We start from the raw sequence: 18,810 nt of genomic DNA on the forward strand, positions 1-18,810 counted from the left end.
CCGGGCCCTGCACGCCGCCCGGCGCGGATGGAACCGCCACACGCGGTTGCCTCGCCCTTGCCTGATCGCGGCCGCCTGCGGCGCTCACTGCGTCGCCCACGCCGTTGCTGGAGAACTCGTTGAAACCTTCGTCGCCTCGTCACGGCCGCCGCCATTTTTCGCTCGCGGCCGCCTCCGCGGTACTCGCCGCCTGCACCACGGCCGGCAGCAAAATCGACGGCCAGTCGTCGTCGAATAAGGGCACCGCCACGCCCGCAACCAATACGCCGCCGCTCGACAAGCCGCAGCGGCCGCTGCGCGTTGCACTCGCGCTCGGCGGCGGCGCGGCGCGCGGCTTCGCGCACATCGGCGTGATCAAGGCGCTGGAGGCGCGCAACATTCAGGTGGATCTGGTGGCCGGCACGAGCGCGGGATCGGTGGTCGGCGCGCTTTACGCGTCGGGCATGAACGGCTTTGCGCTGAACAAGCTCGCGCTCACGATGGACGAAGCGTCGATCAGCGACTGGGCCATGCCGTTTCGCACGCGGGGCCTTCTGCAAGGCATCGCCTTGCAGAATTATCTGAACACCACGCTCAACAACCGGCCTATCGAAAAGATGGTCAAGCCGCTTGGGGTCGTCGCCACCGACCTGAAAACCGGTCAGCCGATTCTTTTTCAGCGCGGCAACACCGGCGTCGCGGTACGGGCGTCGTGCAGCGTGCCATCCATCTTCGAGCCCGTGAGGATCGGCGGTCATGAATATGTGGACGGCGGCCTCGTGAGTCCCGTGCCGGCGTCATTTGCGCGCAAGATGGGGGCGGACTTCGTGATCGCGGTGGACATTTCGCAGCGCCCTGAAAGCGGTCTCACGGCCAGTTCGTTCGACGTGCTCATGCAGACCTTCACGATCATGGGCCAGACGATCAAGGCGTATGAACTCGACAAATATGCGGACATCGTGATCCGGCCGAACCTCGCAGCCATGAGCGGCAGCGACTTCTCTCAGCGCAACGCCGCGATTCTCGCCGGTGAGGAAGCCGTCGCCAGGATCATGCCGGAGTTGCAGCGCAAGCTGGCGGCGAGCCGGGCGGCTTAGGGCGGCTGGGGCGAATTAGGGCGGCGTAACGAGGCTCTCAGCTCGGCTCAGTGCGGTTCAGGACCGAGGGCCGCGCTAATCGGCGGCTCTTGAAGTGCCCACACGCCAGCCGCGCAAACGCAAAAAAGCCTGCTTCTTACGAAGCAGGCTTTTTTTGGTCTGAGCGTCAGAACCGCCGGCGCGCAAAAATCAGTTATTGCCGCCGATAGTCGCGTTCACGCGCTTGCGCAGATCTTCACCTTCCTGATACGACGTCTCAATGCGACGCGCGCCGGTGAAGCGCTTTTCCCAGTAGCCGTCGTCCATGTCGTCGACACGGATCGTGCTGCCCGTGGACGGCGAATGCACGAACTTGTTGTCGCCGATATAAATGCCGACGTGCGAGAAGGTGCGGCGCATCGTATTGAAGAACACCAGATCGCCCGGCTTCAGGTCGCTCACGCGAACCTTTTCACCGACGCGGCTCATTTCTTCGGCGCGGCGCGGGAGCGCCATGCCCAACGTGTCCTGGAACACGTAGCGGACAAAACCGCTGCAATCGAGCCCAGAATCCGGCGTATTGCCGCCCCAGCGATAGCGAACGCCGATCATGTTCAGCGCGCCGACGACCACGTCGCCCGCTTTGCCGGCCATGCCGGAAAGGAACGATCGGGCGCCGCTTTCGGTATTGCCCGAGACGGACTGGGTGCTGGAGGAGGACGAGGAATTCGCCGTGTTGCTCGGCGAATAGGAGGCATTCTGATTGAAACTGCTTACTTCGTCGGCGAAAGCGCCGGGAGCTGCTGCGATCAAGACGCCAATGAACATCCCGGCGACGGCGCGCGTGCAAGCCTGGGTCAGATTTCTGTGCTGCATTGGTCGGTATTTTTTGCTAAAGAATCAGGGGTCTACGGAAAAAAGTTTGGTCGATACTAGCCAGTAAGTATTCACGTGTCAAAACAAATAGAAAAATACAATCGACGCACGCACCCAATTGGTGAAAGGGTGAAAAATCAATGGTCCAACGCGGCTTTCAGGAGCTTTCGGGTGTACGGGTGCGACGGCGTCGCAAAGATTTTCTCAACGTCTCCGCTTTCCACGATAGAACCGTTTTGCATGACCGCCACGCGATGCGCCATCGCCCCGATCACGGCCAGATCGTGGCTGATGAAAACGAAGCCGAGGTTGTACTTCTGTTGCAACCCGGCGAGCAGTTTCAGCACTTGCTGCTGGATGGAAACGTCCAGCGCGCTGGTCGGCTCATCCAGCACCAGAATGCGCGGCTCGACCACGAGCGCGCGCGCAATGGCTATGCGCTGGCGCTGTCCGCCGGAAAACTCGTGCGGATAGCGCAGCAGCGCGGTACGGTCGATGCCGACTTCGCGAAGAACGGCAAGCACCTTGTCGCGGCGCGCTTCCGGCGACATCTGCGGGCGGTGCAGCGCCAGTCCCTCGCCGACAATCCGCTCGACTGTCTGCCGCGGCGAAAGCGAGCTGAACGGGTCCTGAAACACCACCTGCATGTGCGAGCGCAGCGCCGTCTGCTCCGCGCCGCGGTAGCTGCCGAGCGCCCTGCCCTCAAACTCGATCTCGCCGTGCACGGTGCGTTGCAGGCCGAGCAGCGCCATGGCCAGCGTGGACTTGCCCGAACCCGATTCGCCGACAATCCCGAGGGTCTCGCCCTGCCGCACGGAAACATTCGCATCGGCGACCGCCCGAAACCGGCCGGAGCGGAACCAGCCGGCAAAGCCCGGCAGCTTCGTCTTGAAATCGACGGACACGTCGCGGGCTTCGAGAAGCACCGGCGCAATGGGCAACACCGGCACGACCGTGCGCTGCGGCCGGCTAGCGAGGAGCCGCTGCGTGTACGGGTGCTGCGGCGACTCGAAGACTTGGGCCACCGGCCCGCTTTCCACCAGCACGCCCTTTTCCATGACCGCGATACGCTCGGCAAAATTGCGCACAAGGTTGAGGTCATGCGTGATCAGCAGCACCGCCATGCCGCGCTTTGCCGCTTCATCGCGCTGCAGTTCGAGTAGCAGTTCGACTATCTGCGCGCGAATCGTCACGTCGAGCGCGGTGGTCGGCTCGTCCGCGAGCAGCAAACGCGGCCGGCACGCCAGCGCCATCGCAATCATCGCGCGTTGCCGCTGTCCGCCGGAGAGTTCGTGCGGATAACTGTTCACGCGCTTGCCCGGCTCGGGAATGCCCGTGCGCCCGAGCAGCGCAACGGCGCGCTTGCGGGCTTCCGTTGCCGACACGCCGTCGTGCACGACAATCGTTTCGGCAATCTGGTCGCCTACCGTGTAGAGCGGATTGAGCGCAGTCATCGGCTCCTGAAAAATCATCGCGATGTCCGAGCCGCGCAGGCCGCGCATCTCGCGCTCGGTCTTGGCAAGCAGATCCTCGCCGTCGAAACGGATCGAGCCGCTCACCTGCGCGTCGCTCAACAGGCGCAACACCGACAACGCCGTCACGCTCTTGCCCGAACCCGATTCGCCGACGAGCGCGACGCGCTCGCCGCGCCGGATTGCCAGCGTGACGTCGTTGACGGCGACCGTTTCGCCGAAGCTCACGTGAAGATGATTCAGCTCCAGCAGCGGTTTTTTTTCAGCCCCTACTGCCCCGGCTTCGGGCTGCTGCCGCGTCGCTTGCCCCTGCCCTTGCCCCTGCTTTTGCCCCTGCCCTTGCGTGCTCACTGATTACCTCCTGCGCGCATCGCGTCGGAGATGCGGGTGTCGAGCGCATTGCGCAGTGCGTCGCCCATGAAAGTCAGCAGCAACAGCATCGCGACCAGCACCCCGAACGTGGACAGCGAGATCCACCATGCGTCGAGATTAGCCTTGCCTTGCGCGAGCAGTTCCCCAAGACTGGGTGTGGGCGAAGGCACGCCAAGGCCGAGAAAGTCGAGACTGGTGAGCGCGAGAATCGCCCCGCTCATGCGAAAAGGAAGGAATGTGATGACGGGCGTAAGGCTATTGGGCAGCACATGCCGCCACATGATTTGCCAGTTCGACAAACCCATGGCCTTCGCGGCGCGCACATAGTCCTGCTGCCGGTTGCGCAGAAATTCCGCGCGCACGTAGTCCGAGAGCCCGATCCAGCCGAACAGCGAGAGCAGCACGATAAGCAGAATAAAACCCGGCTCGAAGATGGACGAGAAAATGATCAACAGATAAAGTTCCGGCATCGCGCTCCAGATTTCTATCAGGCGCTGCCCGACGATATCCGTACGTCCTCCGAAATAACCTTGCACCGCGCCCGCCGCAATGCCGAAGATCGTGCCGATGAACGTCAGCACGAGCCCGAATTCCACTGAAACACGAAAGCCGTACAGCAGCCGTGCAAACAGGTCGCGGCCACGGTCGTCGGTGCCGAGCCAGTTTTCGCGCGAAGGCGGCGCCGGGTTGGGCGCTTTCGAAAAATAGTTGAGCGTGTCGTAGTAGTAGTGATTCGGCGGATACACGGCGAAGTTGCCGGGCGCACTGAAACGCTGCCTGATGTAGGGGTCCAGATAATCTGCTGGCGTCGGAAAGTCGCCGCCGAACGTGGTTTCGGCATACGTGCGAAAAAGCGGGAAATACAAATGCCCGTCGTAGCGCACCACGAGCGGCTTGTCGTTCGACCACAGCGGCCCCGCGAGGCTTGCCACGAAAGCCGCGACGAACACGATCAGGCTCCAGTAGCCAAGACGTTGCTGACGAAACCGCTGCCACACGCGGCGCGCAGGCGAAGGCGAGATGAACGCGCGCGCGGGCTCCGCGCGGGCTGCTGCATCGGCTGAGAGGCGGGCTCGATTCATCAGCGCTCCAGTTGTTCGAATTGGATGCGGGGGTCGACCCACACGTAGCAAAGATCGGAAACGAGCTTTGTCGCAAGGCCGATCAACGTGAAGAGATACAGCGTGCCGAGCACCACCGGATAGTCGCGCCGCACGACCGATTCATACGACAGCAGGCCGAGACCGTCGAGCGAGAAAAGCGTTTCTATCAGCAGGCTGCCCGTGAAAAACGCGCCGATAAAGGCCGCGGGAAAGCCGACAATCAGCGGCAGCATCGCGTTGCGAAACACGTGCTTCCACAGCACGCGTTTTTCCGAAAGACCTTTCGCGCGCGCTGTCAGCACATACTGCTTGCGAATTTCGTCGAGGAAGGCATTTTTCGTGAGCATGGTGACGACCGCGAAACTGCCTATCACCGAGGCCGTGATCGGCAAGGCGATGTGCCACAAATAATCGAGAACCTTGCCTACCACGCTCAATTGCGCCCAGTTATCCGACGTGAGGTTGCGCAGCGGAAAAAGCTGCAGGAAAGTGCCTCCGCCGAACAGCACCAGCAGCAGCACGCCGAGCACGAAACCCGGAATGGCGTAGCCGATCAGCACAACGAGGCTCGTCGCGACGTCGAAGCGCGAGCCGTTGCGCACGGCTTTGGCAATGCCGAGCGGCACCGAGATCAGATAGGTGAGAAAAAACGTCCATAAGCCGATGCTGATCGACACCGGCAGCTTCGACACGATCAGCGACCACACGCTCTGGTGGCGGAAATAACTCTGCCCCAGGTCGAAAGTCGCAAAGCGCTTGAGCATCAGCACATAGCGCTCGAGCGGCGGCTTGTCAAAACCGTACAGCGCCTTCAGTTGCGCTATCTGCTGCGCGTCCACGCCGTTGTGCGAGCGCAGACCGAATGGCACCGCGCCCTCGGCGCCCTTGCGCAGTTCGTGCTGCATCTGCTCGACAGGGCCGCCCGGCACGAACTGGATTACCACGAAGGTCAGCGTCAGCACGCCGAGCAACGTCGGGATCATCAGCAGCAGGCGTTTGAGAATGTAGCTCCACATGGCGGGCGTTCCGTTGCGAGGGCGGTGATTGGATGACTATAGCGCGCGGCTTGCATGCAGCAGATCACTGCGACTGAGCCCGGTTCGCCTGTTGCGGCTGTGCGAACCACCATGTCGACGTGATCCAGCCTTCTGCCCCATAGTACAGGGGCAGTGTTGCCGGCCACGCGAGCCCGCGCTTGAATGCGACACGGTGCGTCGCGCTGTACCAGTGCGGCACGACATAGTAGCCATGCATCAGCACGCGATCGAGGGCATGCGTCGCATCGAGCAGCTGCTCGCGCGTCTGCGCCTGCACGAGTGCGCGCAGGATCGCGTCCACCGCGGGCGACTTCAATCCGATCACGTTGTCCGAGCCATGAGTGTCCGCCGCCTTGCTGCCGAAGCGCTCGATCTGCTCGGAGCCCGGCACCTGCACGTCCGGCATGCGGATTGTCGTGGTGTCGAAGTCGAATGCGTCGAGGCGCTTCTGGTACACCGCGAAATCTGCAACGCGAAAGGTCGCGGTTATGCCGAGCTTTTTCAGGTTGCGGATGAAGGTCGCGACGATCGGCTCCATTTGCGCCGCCGACCCCGAGTCGTCGAGTATCTCGAACTGAAAAGGTTCGCCCTTGGCGTTACGCAGCGCGCCGTCGCGGTAGGTCCAACCGGCCTCTTGCAACAACGCACGCGCTTGCAGCAGATTCGCGCGCAAAGAGCCTGGCGGATCGGTGTCGGGCTGCTTCGGCGGCGGGCCGAACACCGCCGGGTCGAGCTTCGCGCGCCACGGTTCGAGCAGCGCGAGCTCGCCCGGCGACGGCAGGCCCTTTGCCTGCAGATCCGTGTTGGCAAAGAAACTGTCGATGCGCGTGTACTGATTGAAGAACAACTGCCGGTTCAGCCACTCGAAGTCGAGCGCGAGATCGAGCGCCTTGCGCACGCGCACGTCCTGAAACAGCGGTCGCCGCGTGTTGAGCATGAAGCCCTGCATGCCCGTGCCGTTATGTTGCGGGAACACTTTCTTGATGAGCTCGCCGCTGTCGAACTTCTTGCCCACGTCGCGCCGCACCCAGTTGCGCGCCACATATTCGACCAGCGCGTCGTATTCGCCGGCCTTGAAGGCTTCGAGCCGCGCGACGCTATCGGAGTACAGCTTGTAGACGATGCGATCGAAGTTGTACATGCCGACGCGCACTGGCAACGCCGCGCCCCAGTACTCCGGATTGCGGCGATAGGTAATCGTACGCCCGTTGTCGTAGCTTTCGATCAGGTAGGGGCCGCTGCCAATCGGCTTTTCGAACGCCAGTTGATCGAATGGAATGCGACTGCCGTCGGGCTTCATCCCCCACTTGCGAGAGAACACCGGCATGCCGCCTGCAAGCAACGGCAACTCGCGATTGCGTTGCTGAAATTCGAACCTTACCGTGTGCGGATCGACGACGACCGCGCGCGCAATCTGTCCGAAAATCGACATGAATTGCGGCGCAGCCTGCGGACTCTTGAGCGTGTCGAGCGAGTACTTGACGTCGCCCGCGGTAACGGGATCGCCATTGGAGAAACGCGCGCGCGGGTTGATATGGAAGGTGGTCGACAAGCCGTCGGCCGCGACCTTGATGTCGTCGGCGAGCAGCCCGTATGCGGAGGCCACTTCGTCGCTGCTGCCCGTCGTCAGACTCTCGAACAGCAGGTCTACGCCGGGCGCCGTATTGCCGCGCAACGTGAATGGATTGAATTTATCGAAGCTGGTGAGGCGGCTGGGATTGGCGAGCACGAGAGTGCCGCCCTTGGGCGCATCCGGGTTCACGTAGTCGAAATGCCTGAAGTCCGCCGGATACTTCGGCTCGCCGTATTGCGCGATTGCATAGACTGCGTGAGCGGCTGGCGCCGCAACCAGACCGGCGGCGACGAGCACACCGCCCAGCACCACGACGCCAGCTTTGCGCGATGAACCTGACACGACCGCCCTACCGACGCGCGAGACGCTTGAAACGACACGTTGAAGTGCACGAGGCGATGGAACCCGTCGCGAGCCAGTTGTCATAAGCGCCTTGGTGGTCAGTGGACAATTCGTGGTGAAGGGATTCTACCCAATAAATCCGCCCGAACCGTCAGCGCGTCTGGCCGGCAGGCCGACTCGCGAGGCCATGAAAAAGCCGCCCTTTCGGGCGGCTTCTGTCTGCGCTGATGAATCTTTGCTGCGGCTTAGTGCCAGCCACGGCCGTGATCGTAGTGATCGCGGCGATAGTCGTAACGACCCGGCGGATGATGACGATACCAGTCGTCGCGTGCCCAGTAGCGACGGCCGTCCCAATAGCGGTCGCCGTGCCAGCCGATCACGATGGCGGGAGCACCGTAGTAGACGGGCGCGGGCTGGTACACCACCGGCGGCGGAGGCGGAGGCGGCGGGGCATAAACCGGAGCGGGCGCCACATATACGGGCGCGGGAATGCCAATATTTACCCCGATGTTGACCCCGCCGGCCATTGCTGCACCCGACGCGCTCAACGCCGCAGTCCCGAGAAGAAGCAGAACAAAACGAGCGGACTTCATCGATCACCCTTGGAAGAATGTGTGGTTGGCGGAAATATAGCGCAAGGCGGCGCGCGGCGTATTTCAACTTTGTAATAACTGATGCATAAGATCGCAGCCGGGGCGAGAAGTTACTTTCCGTTACATTCCTGCGATGGCATCGCAACAGGCGCAGCGACTGAGGGAGGCTGTGCTACCGTGTCCGCCTTGGGGCATTTATTGCGTCGACACGACGGCAATTAATTTCGGAAACCGAATCAAAATAGTACTGGCGCCGCCTTGAAGCCGAATATTGCCGGCGGTTGGCCGGTCACGGAGATTATTCACGCACTGCGGCTCAGTCGTGCATCCATATCGTTCCGACCGACATGGAGTGCTGCAAGCGCTCACCAGCGCATTTCAAACGGCGACATGCCGCTACTCCTATTCGACAGCGAATACCAATGCGAGATTTTTCCATTGGTTTATCTGGAGCGCCTTGCGAAAGCCGAACGAAGTTCAGCGATGTGCAATGCGCTTCTCGAAGGCCAGCCGCGTCCAACTGACACCGACGCGCCGATTGCCTGGCTGAACCGATGGGACGGACAATTGCAAAACGGTTTCAAGACCTGATGCTCGCGCAAGTCCGATTGTCTCCTGCGCGCAGACGTCGAACATGCGACGCCCCTCAGGGACAGGTCCGTGACGAAGAGACATAATCAGCCTTCCGCCATCCCGTAGCAGGCCGCTCACGCGTGGCATCGCACGGCAACGCTGCTCGTGATCCAGGTGCATCCACACAGCAGTGAGCATCACAAGATCAAATGTTTCCTGCCTTGAGCGGACGATCGTGAGATCGGGCAGGCTGTCGTCGATCCACTCGACGCGCGACGACCGGTGCTGATCGCTGGCCGCGCTGCGCAGTTCGTCTACGGGTTCCACGGCGAGGACCGTGTGGCCCATCGCGGCCAACGCCGCTGCATCGGTTCCGACTCCAGCGCCGACGTCGAGAACGCGGGACGGCACGGTCGGCAACAGGTGCAAAACCGGCGCATGATGATCCGCGAATGAAATGCCCCGCCACTGCCGGATAAGAGCGCCCGCCTCTTCCGCGTAGCCTTCCGTTCCGCTGACGTTATTGGACATTGTTGGACCTCCCGTTGTGCACGTCGCCGCACGGCCGATCTACCGCACCCGGCAAGCCGTGCAAAGCACGCCGCTTGATGGCAAACCAACGGCTGCGGCGGGCCACGGGCGGCCGGGCGTTACTCCGGCTGCTATGCGCACGCCACTGTGTCGGGCGATTTTTCCGACCATACGCTGGCGAGTGACGCGCGCCTTCACACCTGTAAGACGGGCACCCGTGGGATATCTATTGTGCGCCGATTTCGGCGGAGGTGAGCCGGGTTCGATTGGAGTGCGCGTCGATCGCGCGTAGCGCTCAATGGCCACTTATCGGAATTCTCATCGAGCCGTTAGTGAGCTTTGGTTGAACTGTTATCCGCCCTCTTGTCCAGTTCTTGTCCAGCCGTTATTGAGCGACTATCGATCACTTGTCGAACTCGTGCCGCCACCGCATCACTATGCGTCGCCGCCTTGCGCGAGTATCAGGTCCAGCGCACCGGAGACAATTGAGCGAGCAAGCGCAGGCTCGTCGACGCAGCGTGCCAACGTGACCGCGCCGACGATAGTCGCGACAATGCCAAGCGCGAGCGTTTCGTTTCTGCCCGCAAGCGTCTGCGCTATCCGCGCCGCGAGCGCGTGCACATAGCGCGTCAAGCCTTCGCGCACTTCTGGTGCCGCATGACGCGCCTCACCGGCGAGCGAACATAACGCGCAGCCCGCGCCGGGATTCTTGATATGGCGATCGCTGAGGAACAGCTCGGCGATCACCCGCAGCGGCTCTTTCTTCGCAGAACCACCTGCACCCGCCGATGACATCGCCTGTGCGACACGTTGTTCGCTCTGCTCCATTGCGTATTGCAGCGCCTCGACGATCAGCGCGTCACGCGACGCGAAGTGCCCATAGAACGCGCCATGCGTCAGCCCCGCTTGCCGCATGGTGTCGGCCACGCCGAGCGAGTCGATACCCTCTTCCCGGATTTGCCGCGCGGCTGTTTCCAGCACACGCCGACGGCTCTCTGCCTTTTGCGCCTGCGAATAGCCCATTACGTCACCCCTTGACATTCTGCATGATGATTATAATACTGAAAACGTGCATGATGATCAACATGCAGAATGTCAGGACGACAATGTCCCCAAGGGATGTCCGCACGCGGCGGCAAATTCGCCGTTCAACCGTTTTCAGGCGCCAGGCGGCGCCGCTGAAGGAGAGAAATGATGCGTTTCACAGGAAAAACCGCGTTGATAACCGGTGGCAACAGCGGCATCGGTTTCGTGACGGCAAGGCGGCTGATTGCCGAGGGCGGACGAGCGGTAATCACCGGACGCGATCGCGCCAAACTGGACCAGGCAGTCGCGGAGTTGGGTGAAAACGCGCTGGGTGTGCAGGCCAATCTGGACAACGAAGCTGAAATCGAAGCACTGTTCGAACAGATCAGGAGTACGTTCGGTTCGCTCGACATCGTATTCGCGAACGCCGGCATTTCGGGCCCGACGCCGCTCGGCAACACCAGAGCCGCCGCGTTTGAAGCCATCTTGCGCACCAATCTCACGGCAGTGTTTCTGACCGTGCAGGGCGCGTTGCCGCTAATGAGCGCCGGTGGCGCCGTCGTGTTGAATGGCTCGGTGATGCGCGAGCTCGGCTCTCCCGGATCGTCGGCTTACTCCGCGACCAAGGCGGGCATCACGGGTATGGCCAAGGTATTCGCGTCGGAACTCGTGGAGCGCGGGATACGTGTCAATACGGTCATTCCTGGAGGCACGCGCACGCCGATCTGGACACGCGGCGCACGCGAAGGCGCGACGCTCGACGGCACCGAGCAGGCACTTGGCCCGCGCATTCCGATGGGACGTCTTGCGACGCCTGAAGAGGTGTCGGCAGCGGTGTTGTTTCTCGCCTCGGACGACGCGTCCGGCATGACGGGCGCGGAGATCGTCGTGGATGGCGGGACGACCGGCGCGCCTTGGGGGGCGGCGGTTTTCGGCAGAGTGTGAGCTCGATGGCAGCTGCTTTTGGATTGAGTTGACCGATGGTGCACGCTTTCGCCGATGATCGAACAATGAGCCGTGCATGTCACGTCAAACTGAGCCGTCAAAAGCTGGCCGCTGAATTGCCGCCAGCCGAAACGACCGGCTCAGTCCTCGACGCTCGAATGAAAGCCCCGCCGAAGCGGGGCAGCGGTCAGCACCTACGGAATCACGCGAACGCTCACCAGGTACGCTTTTTCAGGGTATAGGCATAGAGTCCGTACTGCGTGTTGGTGGCTGCGTCGAAATAGACCCCTTGCGTAATCCCGTCGTCAGTCTCGCTCCATGATTTGCCATAGTCCTTGCTGGCGAGCGTTATATCACGCGGTGCGCCTTCGCCACTGGCATCTGTCGCATACACAAGCAGCACGCCACGCCGGCCAACGCTGATACCCTCCAGCATCAGGCGCGCATCGAACGTATGAAGCTGTTCGACTGTCTGGGTGCCACAATTCCCCCACGTCGATAGCGCTCCTGTACGCCGCCCGTTGTCGTTCGGGTCCTCTATTATATTGGCTGGCTTTCCGAGCCTGGATAGTGCATAGACCGCATAGCTGTAGTCGGGCGGCACCGGCTCCGACCTGAGGGAGACGACAACCTGGTCAGGGAGCTTTACATCAGGCTCGAACGCCTCACTATCCCATTTCAGCCGGTCAACGAGGCTTTCAGGCTGAATTTCCTCGATCTCTTCCGGCACATAGTAGGCAACGCGCAATATCCCATCCGGCCCAAGGTCCACGGCATCAAAGGTTTTCCTCGGCTCGGCACGGTCAGTAGCGCCAGGCGGCACGGGGATTGCCTTCCAGGTTCGTCCCCCGTCTGCCGTCCGCCATACGCTCGGTCCCCAGCCAATTGCGTAACCCCGTTCAGGATCAAGGAAAAATAGCTGGCCGATATACCGGTTCTCTGGCCAGTCAAGTTGCGTCCAGTTCCTGCCGCCGTCGCGCGAGCGCCAGAGTTTCGTGATATGCGGCGCTGGACCTGTCTCATGATCGGCGCGTTTGTAATCCATCCAGTCCGTACTGACATACTGCGTGCTCCAGTCCTTCGAATACCACCAGGCCGCATCCTGTCCCGGTTGCTGGAAGTAACGCGTTAACCCGCCGTCAACTGTGCCGCGAAAAAAAGCAACGGTGCCCCGATTAAGTCGCTCACTGGAATTGTTCATCCACGCTTCGCTAGGCTCAGCGTATTCAGGGTCCTTTCGCTGGTTGACGGGCTTGAATGTAATCTCTGGACCAGCGATTTTGAGACTGATAACCTCGTTTCCGTTGATCCTGGCGTCGCCGCCGCCATACGGCCTGTCGTTCTTCATGAACGTCGTCGACAGGGTCTGCCATCCTGGAGTTGTCATGCTGTGGTACCCGTAGGTTGCGAGAGCGACCAGCAGAAGGCCGCCGACGATAGTTGTCCTGCGCCTGGGCGTCCGCATGCTACTTTGCGCCCATCAGGCGACCGAGTGTCGTGCTTACGGGATCAGCAATGTCGGCATTGATAGCGTCCCACGCATCGCCGATCGTTTTGCCCGCCACCACTTTGCCGCTGTCCCAAACCTGCTCATAGGTCCGCCAGTCGCCCCATTCTTCCAGCGCGGGTCCGCCCATGATTTTCATCATGTCGGGAAGCTGCAGATCGGCCAGTCCCCCGTCGAGATAGGCAAGCGGGTGCGTCTTGAACGCAAAACTCTTGAATGTATCGCTGTCCAGTTCTAGCTTGTATTGAGGAACCGTCATTTTGAAGCTGCCGTTTCCAGGCTTTGCGCTGCTCATCTGGATGTTGTTTCCCTTCATGTTCTGCTTCAGTCCATCTTCCATGTTTGCCTGTAGATACCACCTCGCGCTGTCGAGCCAATCCTTGCCCGCCTGGGAAAGCGTTGGCTTCAGTTTCGCCCCGTAGTTCGAACAGTAGAAGTAGCCATAGCTGACGTAATAGGCGGGTGGTTTATGTCCGCAGCCGATGTGGCGCATCATGAAATTGCTATGCCGTGACCAGTCGGAGTCCGTGCAATCAGGCTGAATCAGCGTCTGCCGCTGGTGCAACAGACGGGCGGACACTCCCTTGTCGGTCCACGGGTCCCAGGACGTGGCGAAGGCTTTCACCGTGGCCCATACGCTGCCTGCCGTGACCTTCTCGACGGTTTCCGTGTACTCACACTGCAACGGCCTGTAGTAGTACTCACAATGTCCGATAATCGAGTCAGCCGCCGGGGGTACGTGAACATCGCAGGCGGTACGCTCGACCCTCGCGCGTTTCATATAGGAGCGGGGCGTCATGTACGACTCCGCGTAACCTACATCCCTGTTTTCATCTGCCATTTTTTTAATTGCCCTTCAATTTTATCGACACACCTTGAGGAACATGGCTTTGCGCCAGCGACGTCTCGCCGTTCTCATTGGTCGTCCCTTCCGCGATCAGCTTGCCTTCGGAAAACATCTGATAACGTGTGTTGGCGACGGGAACGTCTGAGCCGGCCCAATGCACAACGAAAGCCTCGTCAAACGCCCCCTTCGATTCCGGCAATGACGGGACTGCGGTTGTCAGACTTTGTGCGCCTTTCTTCTGGACCGTAATCGTTTTGATGAAAAGGTCGAACGGGCCGCCGAGCGTAATGCTGCCATCCTTCATGTGGATGAACGCGCCGCCGCACTCCAGGGTGATTTCCTTCGCAGCGGACAGATTGACCTTGCCGTTGACGCTTGCGACGTTCCCGTCCTTGTCGGCAATAAGGGACATCGGGCCGCTTTGCGCCTGCAATTCGACCGGGCCTTTCGCGGCGAATATCCTGATACCGAGTTTCTGTGCGAACAGCGAAATCTTCTCGCCCGCCGCGGCTGTGAAGCGCCTGACCACGCTCCAGTCGGCGTGCTTTCCGGCCACGGCGTTGATGCTGTCCTGCGCGGCGAGCTGCACACCGCCGCCAGCGACAAGCGCCGCCGATGCGGGCGTGCTCATCAGCAAACCCGGCTTCTTCAGGCCGTCCAGGTCGTCCTTTATTTGCTGCTGCGCGTCGGTATCGGCCGGTTCTGCCTTCGCGCTACTGGCGGACGCGGCGAGCGCCTTTGCGGTCGCCAGCGCGCTTTCGAGCTGCGCGATGGTCTCCTGCATGTCCAGCTGCTTGCCGGCTGCGCCCGGGCGGTCATACGCGGTGAGCATTACACCTTTGCCCGCTCGCTGCACGCCATAACCGGATGTGCGAAGCTCGCACCCTTCGCCCCGATAGCCGAGCCCGCTGTCGACCAGGTAGCCGAGATTCAGTTGCGACTTGCCCGAATGTTCGGTGCTAACCTTGATGCCTTCCTGGCCCGCCCAGTCCTCCATACGCAGCTTGTTGTTCTTCTGCGTGCGGATCACGTTGCGCGACAGCCAGCGCCGGTCATTCGTCACCAGGTCGCGCGCCTGGCTGTGGTGGTGAAAGCCGCTGATTTCAGGTTTGTCGGGGTCGCCGTCACGGAACGTGATAACCGCCTCGTCGTTATCCAGCGCCGGAAAGTGCATCCCGGTTTGCAGCTTGCCCGCGAATGGCCTGGCAAGGCGTAGCGGTACGCTCTCGCCACCATTGGGCCACGTCTGGAAATCGGCGTCGAAGCGCACGGTGTAGTGGCCCTCTGCCGTGATATAGGCGTAGGTGTAGCTATCGGGGCTGGTGACGCGTGCGCTCAGTGTGCCGCTAACTTTTGCCCAGGTCTCCGGTTTCAGTTCCAGCCTGAAACGCCGGTCGGCCGGGATCGCCATATAGCGGTTCTTATACGATGCGTCGCGCGCGCCGCTGTGCGTCAGCTCGACAATCAGTTGGCCTTTCGGTGCGTCGGGCAACAGCGCGTCCGTCTCCAGCACGCTCGCGCACTGCAACGCCAGCACGTTGCTTTCTCCCTCATAGACAACCTGGCGGGCAATGGCCGCTTCGTGGCGAAGCTGCGCCTCCCATCTGGCTCCCGCCTGGTCCAGGTGGTGCGTGCCATACACATACGCCTGGCCGTAGGTGGTCGCGTCCTGCGGCGCGACGTTTGCTTCGTCGCGAAAACGCTCCCAGGCTTGGGCCGGGTTATAGTCCGCCACGATGAACGATTGCGGCACGGTCACGGCATGCGTCTTGATCGCCGTCACGGCCCTGATGCCGCCCGCCTCAAGTCCTGCCGCTTCGCGGTAGGGCACTATCCGTTGCGGATCGTCGTACAGGTAGTGATCGATATCGTCGCCGAATACAATCTCGTCGCCGTGCTCGCTATCCACGACATAGCTATAGATGCCCGCCTTCTGCATCAGCATCTGAACGTAGGCGAGATCGGTCATGCGGTACTGCATGCGGAACAGATGCTTGCGGTACTGCCCGCGCAGACGGAAGCGAAATTGATGATCCCGCAGGCCGTGACGGCGCAGCACCGCTGCAATGATGTCGGGCGTACTCAGATGCTGATAGATGCCTGTATTCGTGACCGCTTCGAGCCGTGCGAAGTGCGACTTCAAAACGGCTTCGTACTTCGCGTAGTCCTTCGTTATCCTAACCGTCGAGAACCGCGCGATGAAGCCCGAAAAAGTCCGCACGGTCCCGTCGTCGGACACGATGGAAAACACCGCGTCGCGGTTCAGGAAATCGGCGCGCGGTAGCTGCTGCGGATGGGTCAGTTCGATCTGGACGACGTTGGGTTCGCCCATCTTTTCGGTCGCCGTGAACGACACGACCGAGAGCGCGGCGGCGGCGTCTGTGCCGGGCACGCTGAGGTGATACGCCTGCCGCCCTGATATGGCTTGCAGTGCGCCTTGCAGGTCTGCCATTGGGTAGCCTCCGTGCTGATCATGCTGAGAAGCGCGGCTTGTACGCTGGATGCCCCCGCGGATGGGCGAAGGCCGCAATGGGGACTGATCCGCCCCGGAGACTTTTACGCCGCGCGCCGTCGTGCTTCAATCAGCAAAATCCGAGAGTGGGCGATTGATCGCGAACAACACGGCGAAGTCGCTGCTTTCGGCGGTGGCGTCGTGGTTTGCCCGCCTTCAAATCCTGGCGAATACGATCCTTCAGGCCGTTCGATTTGGCTTCCCACGCGGCAAGCGCGGCACGCTGGCGGGCCATGTCAGGTTGCGCGGCGTCCGCCGCGTCCTCATCGTCACGAATCGCGCACATGAAAAAGCCGTCGCACGTTGATTTGCGCTCGCCACTGTCCGCGATCACCACCACGCGCAGACTCACCGGCCCGCTTAAGCGGCTATCGCGCTGCATATCGACGTGCGCCTGTATCGCTACGCTGAGCGCAGCAAGTGCCGACGATGCGACCATTGGCAGCGGAGACGCTGCCCGATGATGGGCTGATTGATGGGCCAGAAAAACAAAAACCCCGTAAGTCTTTAAACTTACGGGGTTTCGCCACCATCACTGGCGGAGACGGAGGGATTCGAACCCTCGATCCAGGTTTTGGCCCAGATGCTCCCTTAGCAGGGGAGTGCCTTCGACCTCTCGGCCACGTCTCCCAAACTTTCGCTCGCGCAGGGAGTCAGCGCGACGAAGCCAAGATAATAGCGGCCCGAACCGCCAAGGTCAATGTCTGACGAACGCTTTTTTGTGCCAATTTCGTCATTCACCGAGATTTTCTGACCGGGCCGCGCCAGCACGGATCAACGAACGGAACGCTCCTGTACGCCCCGCCGTTTCACAGCGAATTACGCCTGGTCCAGTTCAAAAGCCTTATGCAGCGCGCGCACTGCGAGCTCCATATACTTTTCGTCGATCAGTACCGAAATCTTGATTTCGGAGGTCGAGATCATCTGGATGTTGATGCCCTCTTCCGACAGCGTGCGGAACATCGTGCTGGCAATGCCCACATGCGAACGCATGCCCACGCCCACCACCGAGACCTTCGACACCTTCGGATCGCCCAGCACCTGCTCGGCCTGCACGTGACCCTTCACCTGATTCGTGAGAATGTCCATCGCGCGCTGGTAGTCGCCGCGGCCCACGGTAAACGTGAAAGCCGTTTTGCCCTCCACGCTCTGGTTCTGGATGATCATGTCGACGTCGATGTTCGCGTCCGCCACCGGGCCGAGAATCTGGTACGCGATGCCCGGCTTGTCGGGCACACCCATCACGGCGATGCGAGCTTCGTCGCGCTGAAACGCGATGCCCGAGATGACTGCTTTTTCCATGGTCTCGTCTTCTTCAAAAGTAATCAGGGTGCCCGACTTCATTTCAGCGTCGAGCGGGATGAGCGGATCGGTCAGGCTCGACAGCACGCGCGTCTTCACCTGATATTTGCCGGCGAATTCCACCGAGCGGATCTGCAGCACCTTGGAACCCAGGCTTGCCATTTCCAGCATTTCTTCGAACGTCACGCGATCGAGCCGGCGCGCCTCTTCGACCACGCGCGGGTCGGTGGTGTACACGCCGTCGACGTCCGTATAAATCAGGCACTCGTCCGCCTTCAATGCAGCCGCGACCGCAACCGCCGACGTGTCCGAACCGCCGCGGCCAAGCGTAGTGATGTTGCCGTCAGGATCGATGCCCTGGAAGCCCGTGATCACCACGACCTTGCCTGCGTCGAGATCGCGCAGCACGCGCTCGCCGTCGATTTCGCTGATGCGCGCCTTGGTGAACGCGCTATCCGTCTTGACCGGCACTTGCCAGCCGGCATAGCTGACCGCTTCGACGCCGGCTTCCTGCAGCGCGATGGCGAGCAGCCCGGAGCTGACCTGCTCGCCGGTGGCGGCGATCATGTCGAGTTCACGCGGGCTTGGCTGGGCCGTGATCTCTTTCGCGAGGCCGAGCAAGCGGTTGGTCTCGCCGGACATTGCCGAGGGCACGACCACCATCTTGTGGCCGGCCTTATGCCATTTCGCGACGCGCTTGGCGACGTTCTTGATGCGCTCGACCGAGCCCATCGAGGTGCCGCCGTATTTATGTACGATGAGTGCCATTGTCGTTCTGAACTGGAGGAGAAACCGCGCTGGCGCGCTCGCGACGACCGCACAAAAGCACAGGGGCGCAACGTCTTGTGAACGGCGGCAAAGTGTGTGGCGGCGTAGATGCAGCGCGCGTGCAACACGCGCGGATTTGCCCGTGATTGATCGCTAATGGCTTACCGGGAAACTCGGATCACGATCGGAAAACCGACAAAAGCGACGGCAAAAGCGGGGCGGGCAAACAAGTTAACGTACCCGATCGGACGCAAAAAGACAAGCCGCAAAGGCCGTGGCAGCGCCTCGGGATATGCGTGGAAAGCCTTGCCGGCCCTGAACTCGCGCCGCGTTCGGGCCGCATCTTGCCCCGAATCTTCGAGCCGATCACTCGCGC

Annotated in this window: 15 protein-coding genes and 1 tRNA gene; 2 read left to right on the plus strand and 14 right to left on the minus strand. The window is 61.4% G+C overall.

What is annotated here, in order from left to right:
* Window positions 1–119: 119 nt before the first annotated feature.
* Complete coding sequence (locus JNB89_RS08130; protein WP_041728776.1) at window positions 120–1,076, plus strand: patatin-like phospholipase family protein; 957 nt, start codon at window positions 120–122, stop codon at window positions 1,074–1,076.
* A gap of 189 nt (window positions 1,077–1,265) precedes the next feature.
* Here the strand turns inward: JNB89_RS08130 and JNB89_RS08135 are convergent, their stop codons facing one another.
* From JNB89_RS08135 to JNB89_RS08170, 8 genes are all read right to left on the minus strand, one after another.
* On the minus strand, window positions 1,266–1,931 hold the full coding sequence (locus tag JNB89_RS08135; protein WP_013338842.1) for a C40 family peptidase: 666 nt from the start codon (window positions 1,929–1,931) through the stop codon (window positions 1,266–1,268).
* Window positions 1,932–2,068: 137 nt separating this feature from the next.
* On the minus strand, window positions 2,069–3,655 hold the full coding sequence (locus JNB89_RS08140) for an ABC transporter ATP-binding protein (protein WP_220361975.1): 1,587 nt from the start codon (window positions 3,653–3,655) through the stop codon (window positions 2,069–2,071).
* Window positions 3,656–3,750: 95 nt separating this feature from the next.
* Window positions 3,751–4,857, minus strand: a complete 1,107-nt coding sequence (locus JNB89_RS08145; RefSeq protein ID WP_220361867.1) for an ABC transporter permease — start codon at window positions 4,855–4,857, stop codon at window positions 3,751–3,753.
* The gene (locus JNB89_RS08150) at window positions 4,857–5,894 is read right to left on the minus strand and encodes a microcin C ABC transporter permease YejB (protein ID WP_013338839.1); all 1,038 of its coding nucleotides are present in this window, start codon (window positions 5,892–5,894) and stop codon (window positions 4,857–4,859) included. Before JNB89_RS08150 ends, JNB89_RS08145 begins: the two co-directional genes overlap by 1 nt.
* Window positions 5,895–5,958: 64 nt before the next feature.
* The gene (locus JNB89_RS08155; protein WP_220361868.1) at window positions 5,959–7,914 is read right to left on the minus strand and encodes an extracellular solute-binding protein; all 1,956 of its coding nucleotides are present in this window, start codon (window positions 7,912–7,914) and stop codon (window positions 5,959–5,961) included.
* Between the two features lie 161 nt (window positions 7,915–8,075).
* A complete protein-coding gene (locus JNB89_RS08160) occupies window positions 8,076–8,423 on the minus strand; it encodes a hypothetical protein (protein ID WP_027213364.1) in 348 nt (115 codons plus the stop codon).
* A 477-nt stretch (window positions 8,424–8,900) separates the two neighbouring features.
* Window positions 8,901–9,527 (minus strand): class I SAM-dependent methyltransferase, encoded by a 627-nt coding sequence (locus tag JNB89_RS08165; protein WP_220361869.1) that lies wholly within the window; start codon window positions 9,525–9,527, stop codon window positions 8,901–8,903.
* A 435-nt stretch (window positions 9,528–9,962) separates the two neighbouring features.
* Window positions 9,963–10,568 (minus strand): TetR/AcrR family transcriptional regulator, encoded by a 606-nt coding sequence (locus tag JNB89_RS08170; RefSeq protein WP_223216718.1) that lies wholly within the window; start codon window positions 10,566–10,568, stop codon window positions 9,963–9,965.
* Between the two features lie 153 nt (window positions 10,569–10,721).
* Between JNB89_RS08170 and JNB89_RS08175 the strand changes: the two genes are divergently transcribed.
* Entirely contained in the window at window positions 10,722–11,498 is a 777-nt protein-coding gene (locus JNB89_RS08175) for an SDR family NAD(P)-dependent oxidoreductase (RefSeq protein ID WP_220361976.1), read from the plus strand.
* 214 nt (window positions 11,499–11,712) lie between these two features.
* Here JNB89_RS08175 and JNB89_RS08180 read toward each other — a convergent pair whose 3' ends face one another.
* The 6 genes from JNB89_RS08180 to JNB89_RS08205 all read right to left on the minus strand — a co-directional run bounded on the left by JNB89_RS08180 (window position 11,713) and on the right by JNB89_RS08205 (window position 18,434).
* Window positions 11,713–12,846, minus strand: coding sequence for a WD40/YVTN/BNR-like repeat-containing protein (locus JNB89_RS08180; RefSeq protein WP_431026582.1), 1,134 nt, complete (start codon window positions 12,844–12,846; stop codon window positions 11,713–11,715).
* Between the two features lie 118 nt (window positions 12,847–12,964).
* Window positions 12,965–13,804 carry a hypothetical protein gene (locus tag JNB89_RS08185; protein WP_223216720.1) on the minus strand — a complete coding sequence of 280 codons (840 nt, stop codon included), beginning with the start codon at window positions 13,802–13,804 and terminating at the stop codon, window positions 12,965–12,967.
* Between the two features lie 46 nt (window positions 13,805–13,850).
* A complete protein-coding gene (locus JNB89_RS08190) occupies window positions 13,851–16,304 on the minus strand; it encodes a type VI secretion system Vgr family protein (protein ID WP_220361872.1) in 2,454 nt (817 codons plus the stop codon).
* Window positions 16,305–16,434: 130 nt separating this feature from the next.
* The gene (locus tag JNB89_RS08195; protein WP_220361873.1) at window positions 16,435–16,803 is read right to left on the minus strand and encodes a DUF3987 domain-containing protein; all 369 of its coding nucleotides are present in this window, start codon (window positions 16,801–16,803) and stop codon (window positions 16,435–16,437) included.
* 97 nt (window positions 16,804–16,900) lie between these two features.
* Window positions 16,901–16,994: transfer RNA gene (locus tag JNB89_RS08200), tRNA-Ser, on the minus strand.
* A 189-nt stretch (window positions 16,995–17,183) separates the two neighbouring features.
* Window positions 17,184–18,434: an aspartate kinase gene (locus JNB89_RS08205; protein ID WP_013338833.1), complete on the minus strand. Its 1,251-nt coding sequence runs from the start codon at window positions 18,432–18,434 to the stop codon at window positions 17,184–17,186.
* Between the last annotated feature and the right edge of the window lie 376 nt (window positions 18,435–18,810).

Origin of the sequence: Paraburkholderia phenoliruptrix, assembly GCF_019511605.1 — a bacterium.
GTDB lineage: Bacteria > Pseudomonadota > Gammaproteobacteria > Burkholderiales > Burkholderiaceae > Paraburkholderia > Paraburkholderia phenoliruptrix_A.

Excerpts from the sequence above, each read along its gene's own strand:
- JNB89_RS08185 (WP_223216720.1), bottom strand. The coding sequence starts at position 13,804 with ATGACGCCCCGCTCCTATATGAAACGCGCGAGGGTCGAGCGTACCGCC.
- JNB89_RS08170 (WP_223216718.1), bottom strand. The coding sequence starts at position 10,568 with ATGTCAAGGGGTGACGTAATGGGCTATTCGCAGGCGCAAAAGGCAGAG.
- JNB89_RS08190 (WP_220361872.1), bottom strand. The coding sequence starts at position 16,304 with ATGGCAGACCTGCAAGGCGCACTGCAAGCCATATCAGGGCGGCAGGCG.
- JNB89_RS08155 (WP_220361868.1), bottom strand. The coding sequence starts at position 7,914 with ATGACAACTGGCTCGCGACGGGTTCCATCGCCTCGTGCACTTCAACGT.
- JNB89_RS08160 (WP_027213364.1), bottom strand. The coding sequence starts at position 8,423 with ATGAAGTCCGCTCGTTTTGTTCTGCTTCTTCTCGGGACTGCGGCGTTG.
- JNB89_RS08165 (WP_220361869.1), bottom strand. The coding sequence starts at position 9,527 with ATGTCCAATAACGTCAGCGGAACGGAAGGCTACGCGGAAGAGGCGGGC.
- JNB89_RS08180 (WP_431026582.1), bottom strand. The coding sequence starts at position 12,846 with ATGAAGAACGACAGGCCGTATGGCGGCGGCGACGCCAGGATCAACGGA.
- JNB89_RS08150 (WP_013338839.1), bottom strand. The coding sequence starts at position 5,894 with ATGTGGAGCTACATTCTCAAACGCCTGCTGCTGATGATCCCGACGTTG.
- JNB89_RS08175 (WP_220361976.1), top strand. The coding sequence starts at position 10,722 with ATGCGTTTCACAGGAAAAACCGCGTTGATAACCGGTGGCAACAGCGGC.
- JNB89_RS08205 (WP_013338833.1), bottom strand. The coding sequence starts at position 18,434 with ATGGCACTCATCGTACATAAATACGGCGGCACCTCGATGGGCTCGGTC.
- JNB89_RS08145 (WP_220361867.1), bottom strand. The coding sequence starts at position 4,857 with ATGAATCGAGCCCGCCTCTCAGCCGATGCAGCAGCCCGCGCGGAGCCC.
- JNB89_RS08135 (WP_013338842.1), bottom strand. The coding sequence starts at position 1,931 with ATGCAGCACAGAAATCTGACCCAGGCTTGCACGCGCGCCGTCGCCGGG.
- JNB89_RS08195 (WP_220361873.1), bottom strand. The coding sequence starts at position 16,803 with ATGGTCGCATCGTCGGCACTTGCTGCGCTCAGCGTAGCGATACAGGCG.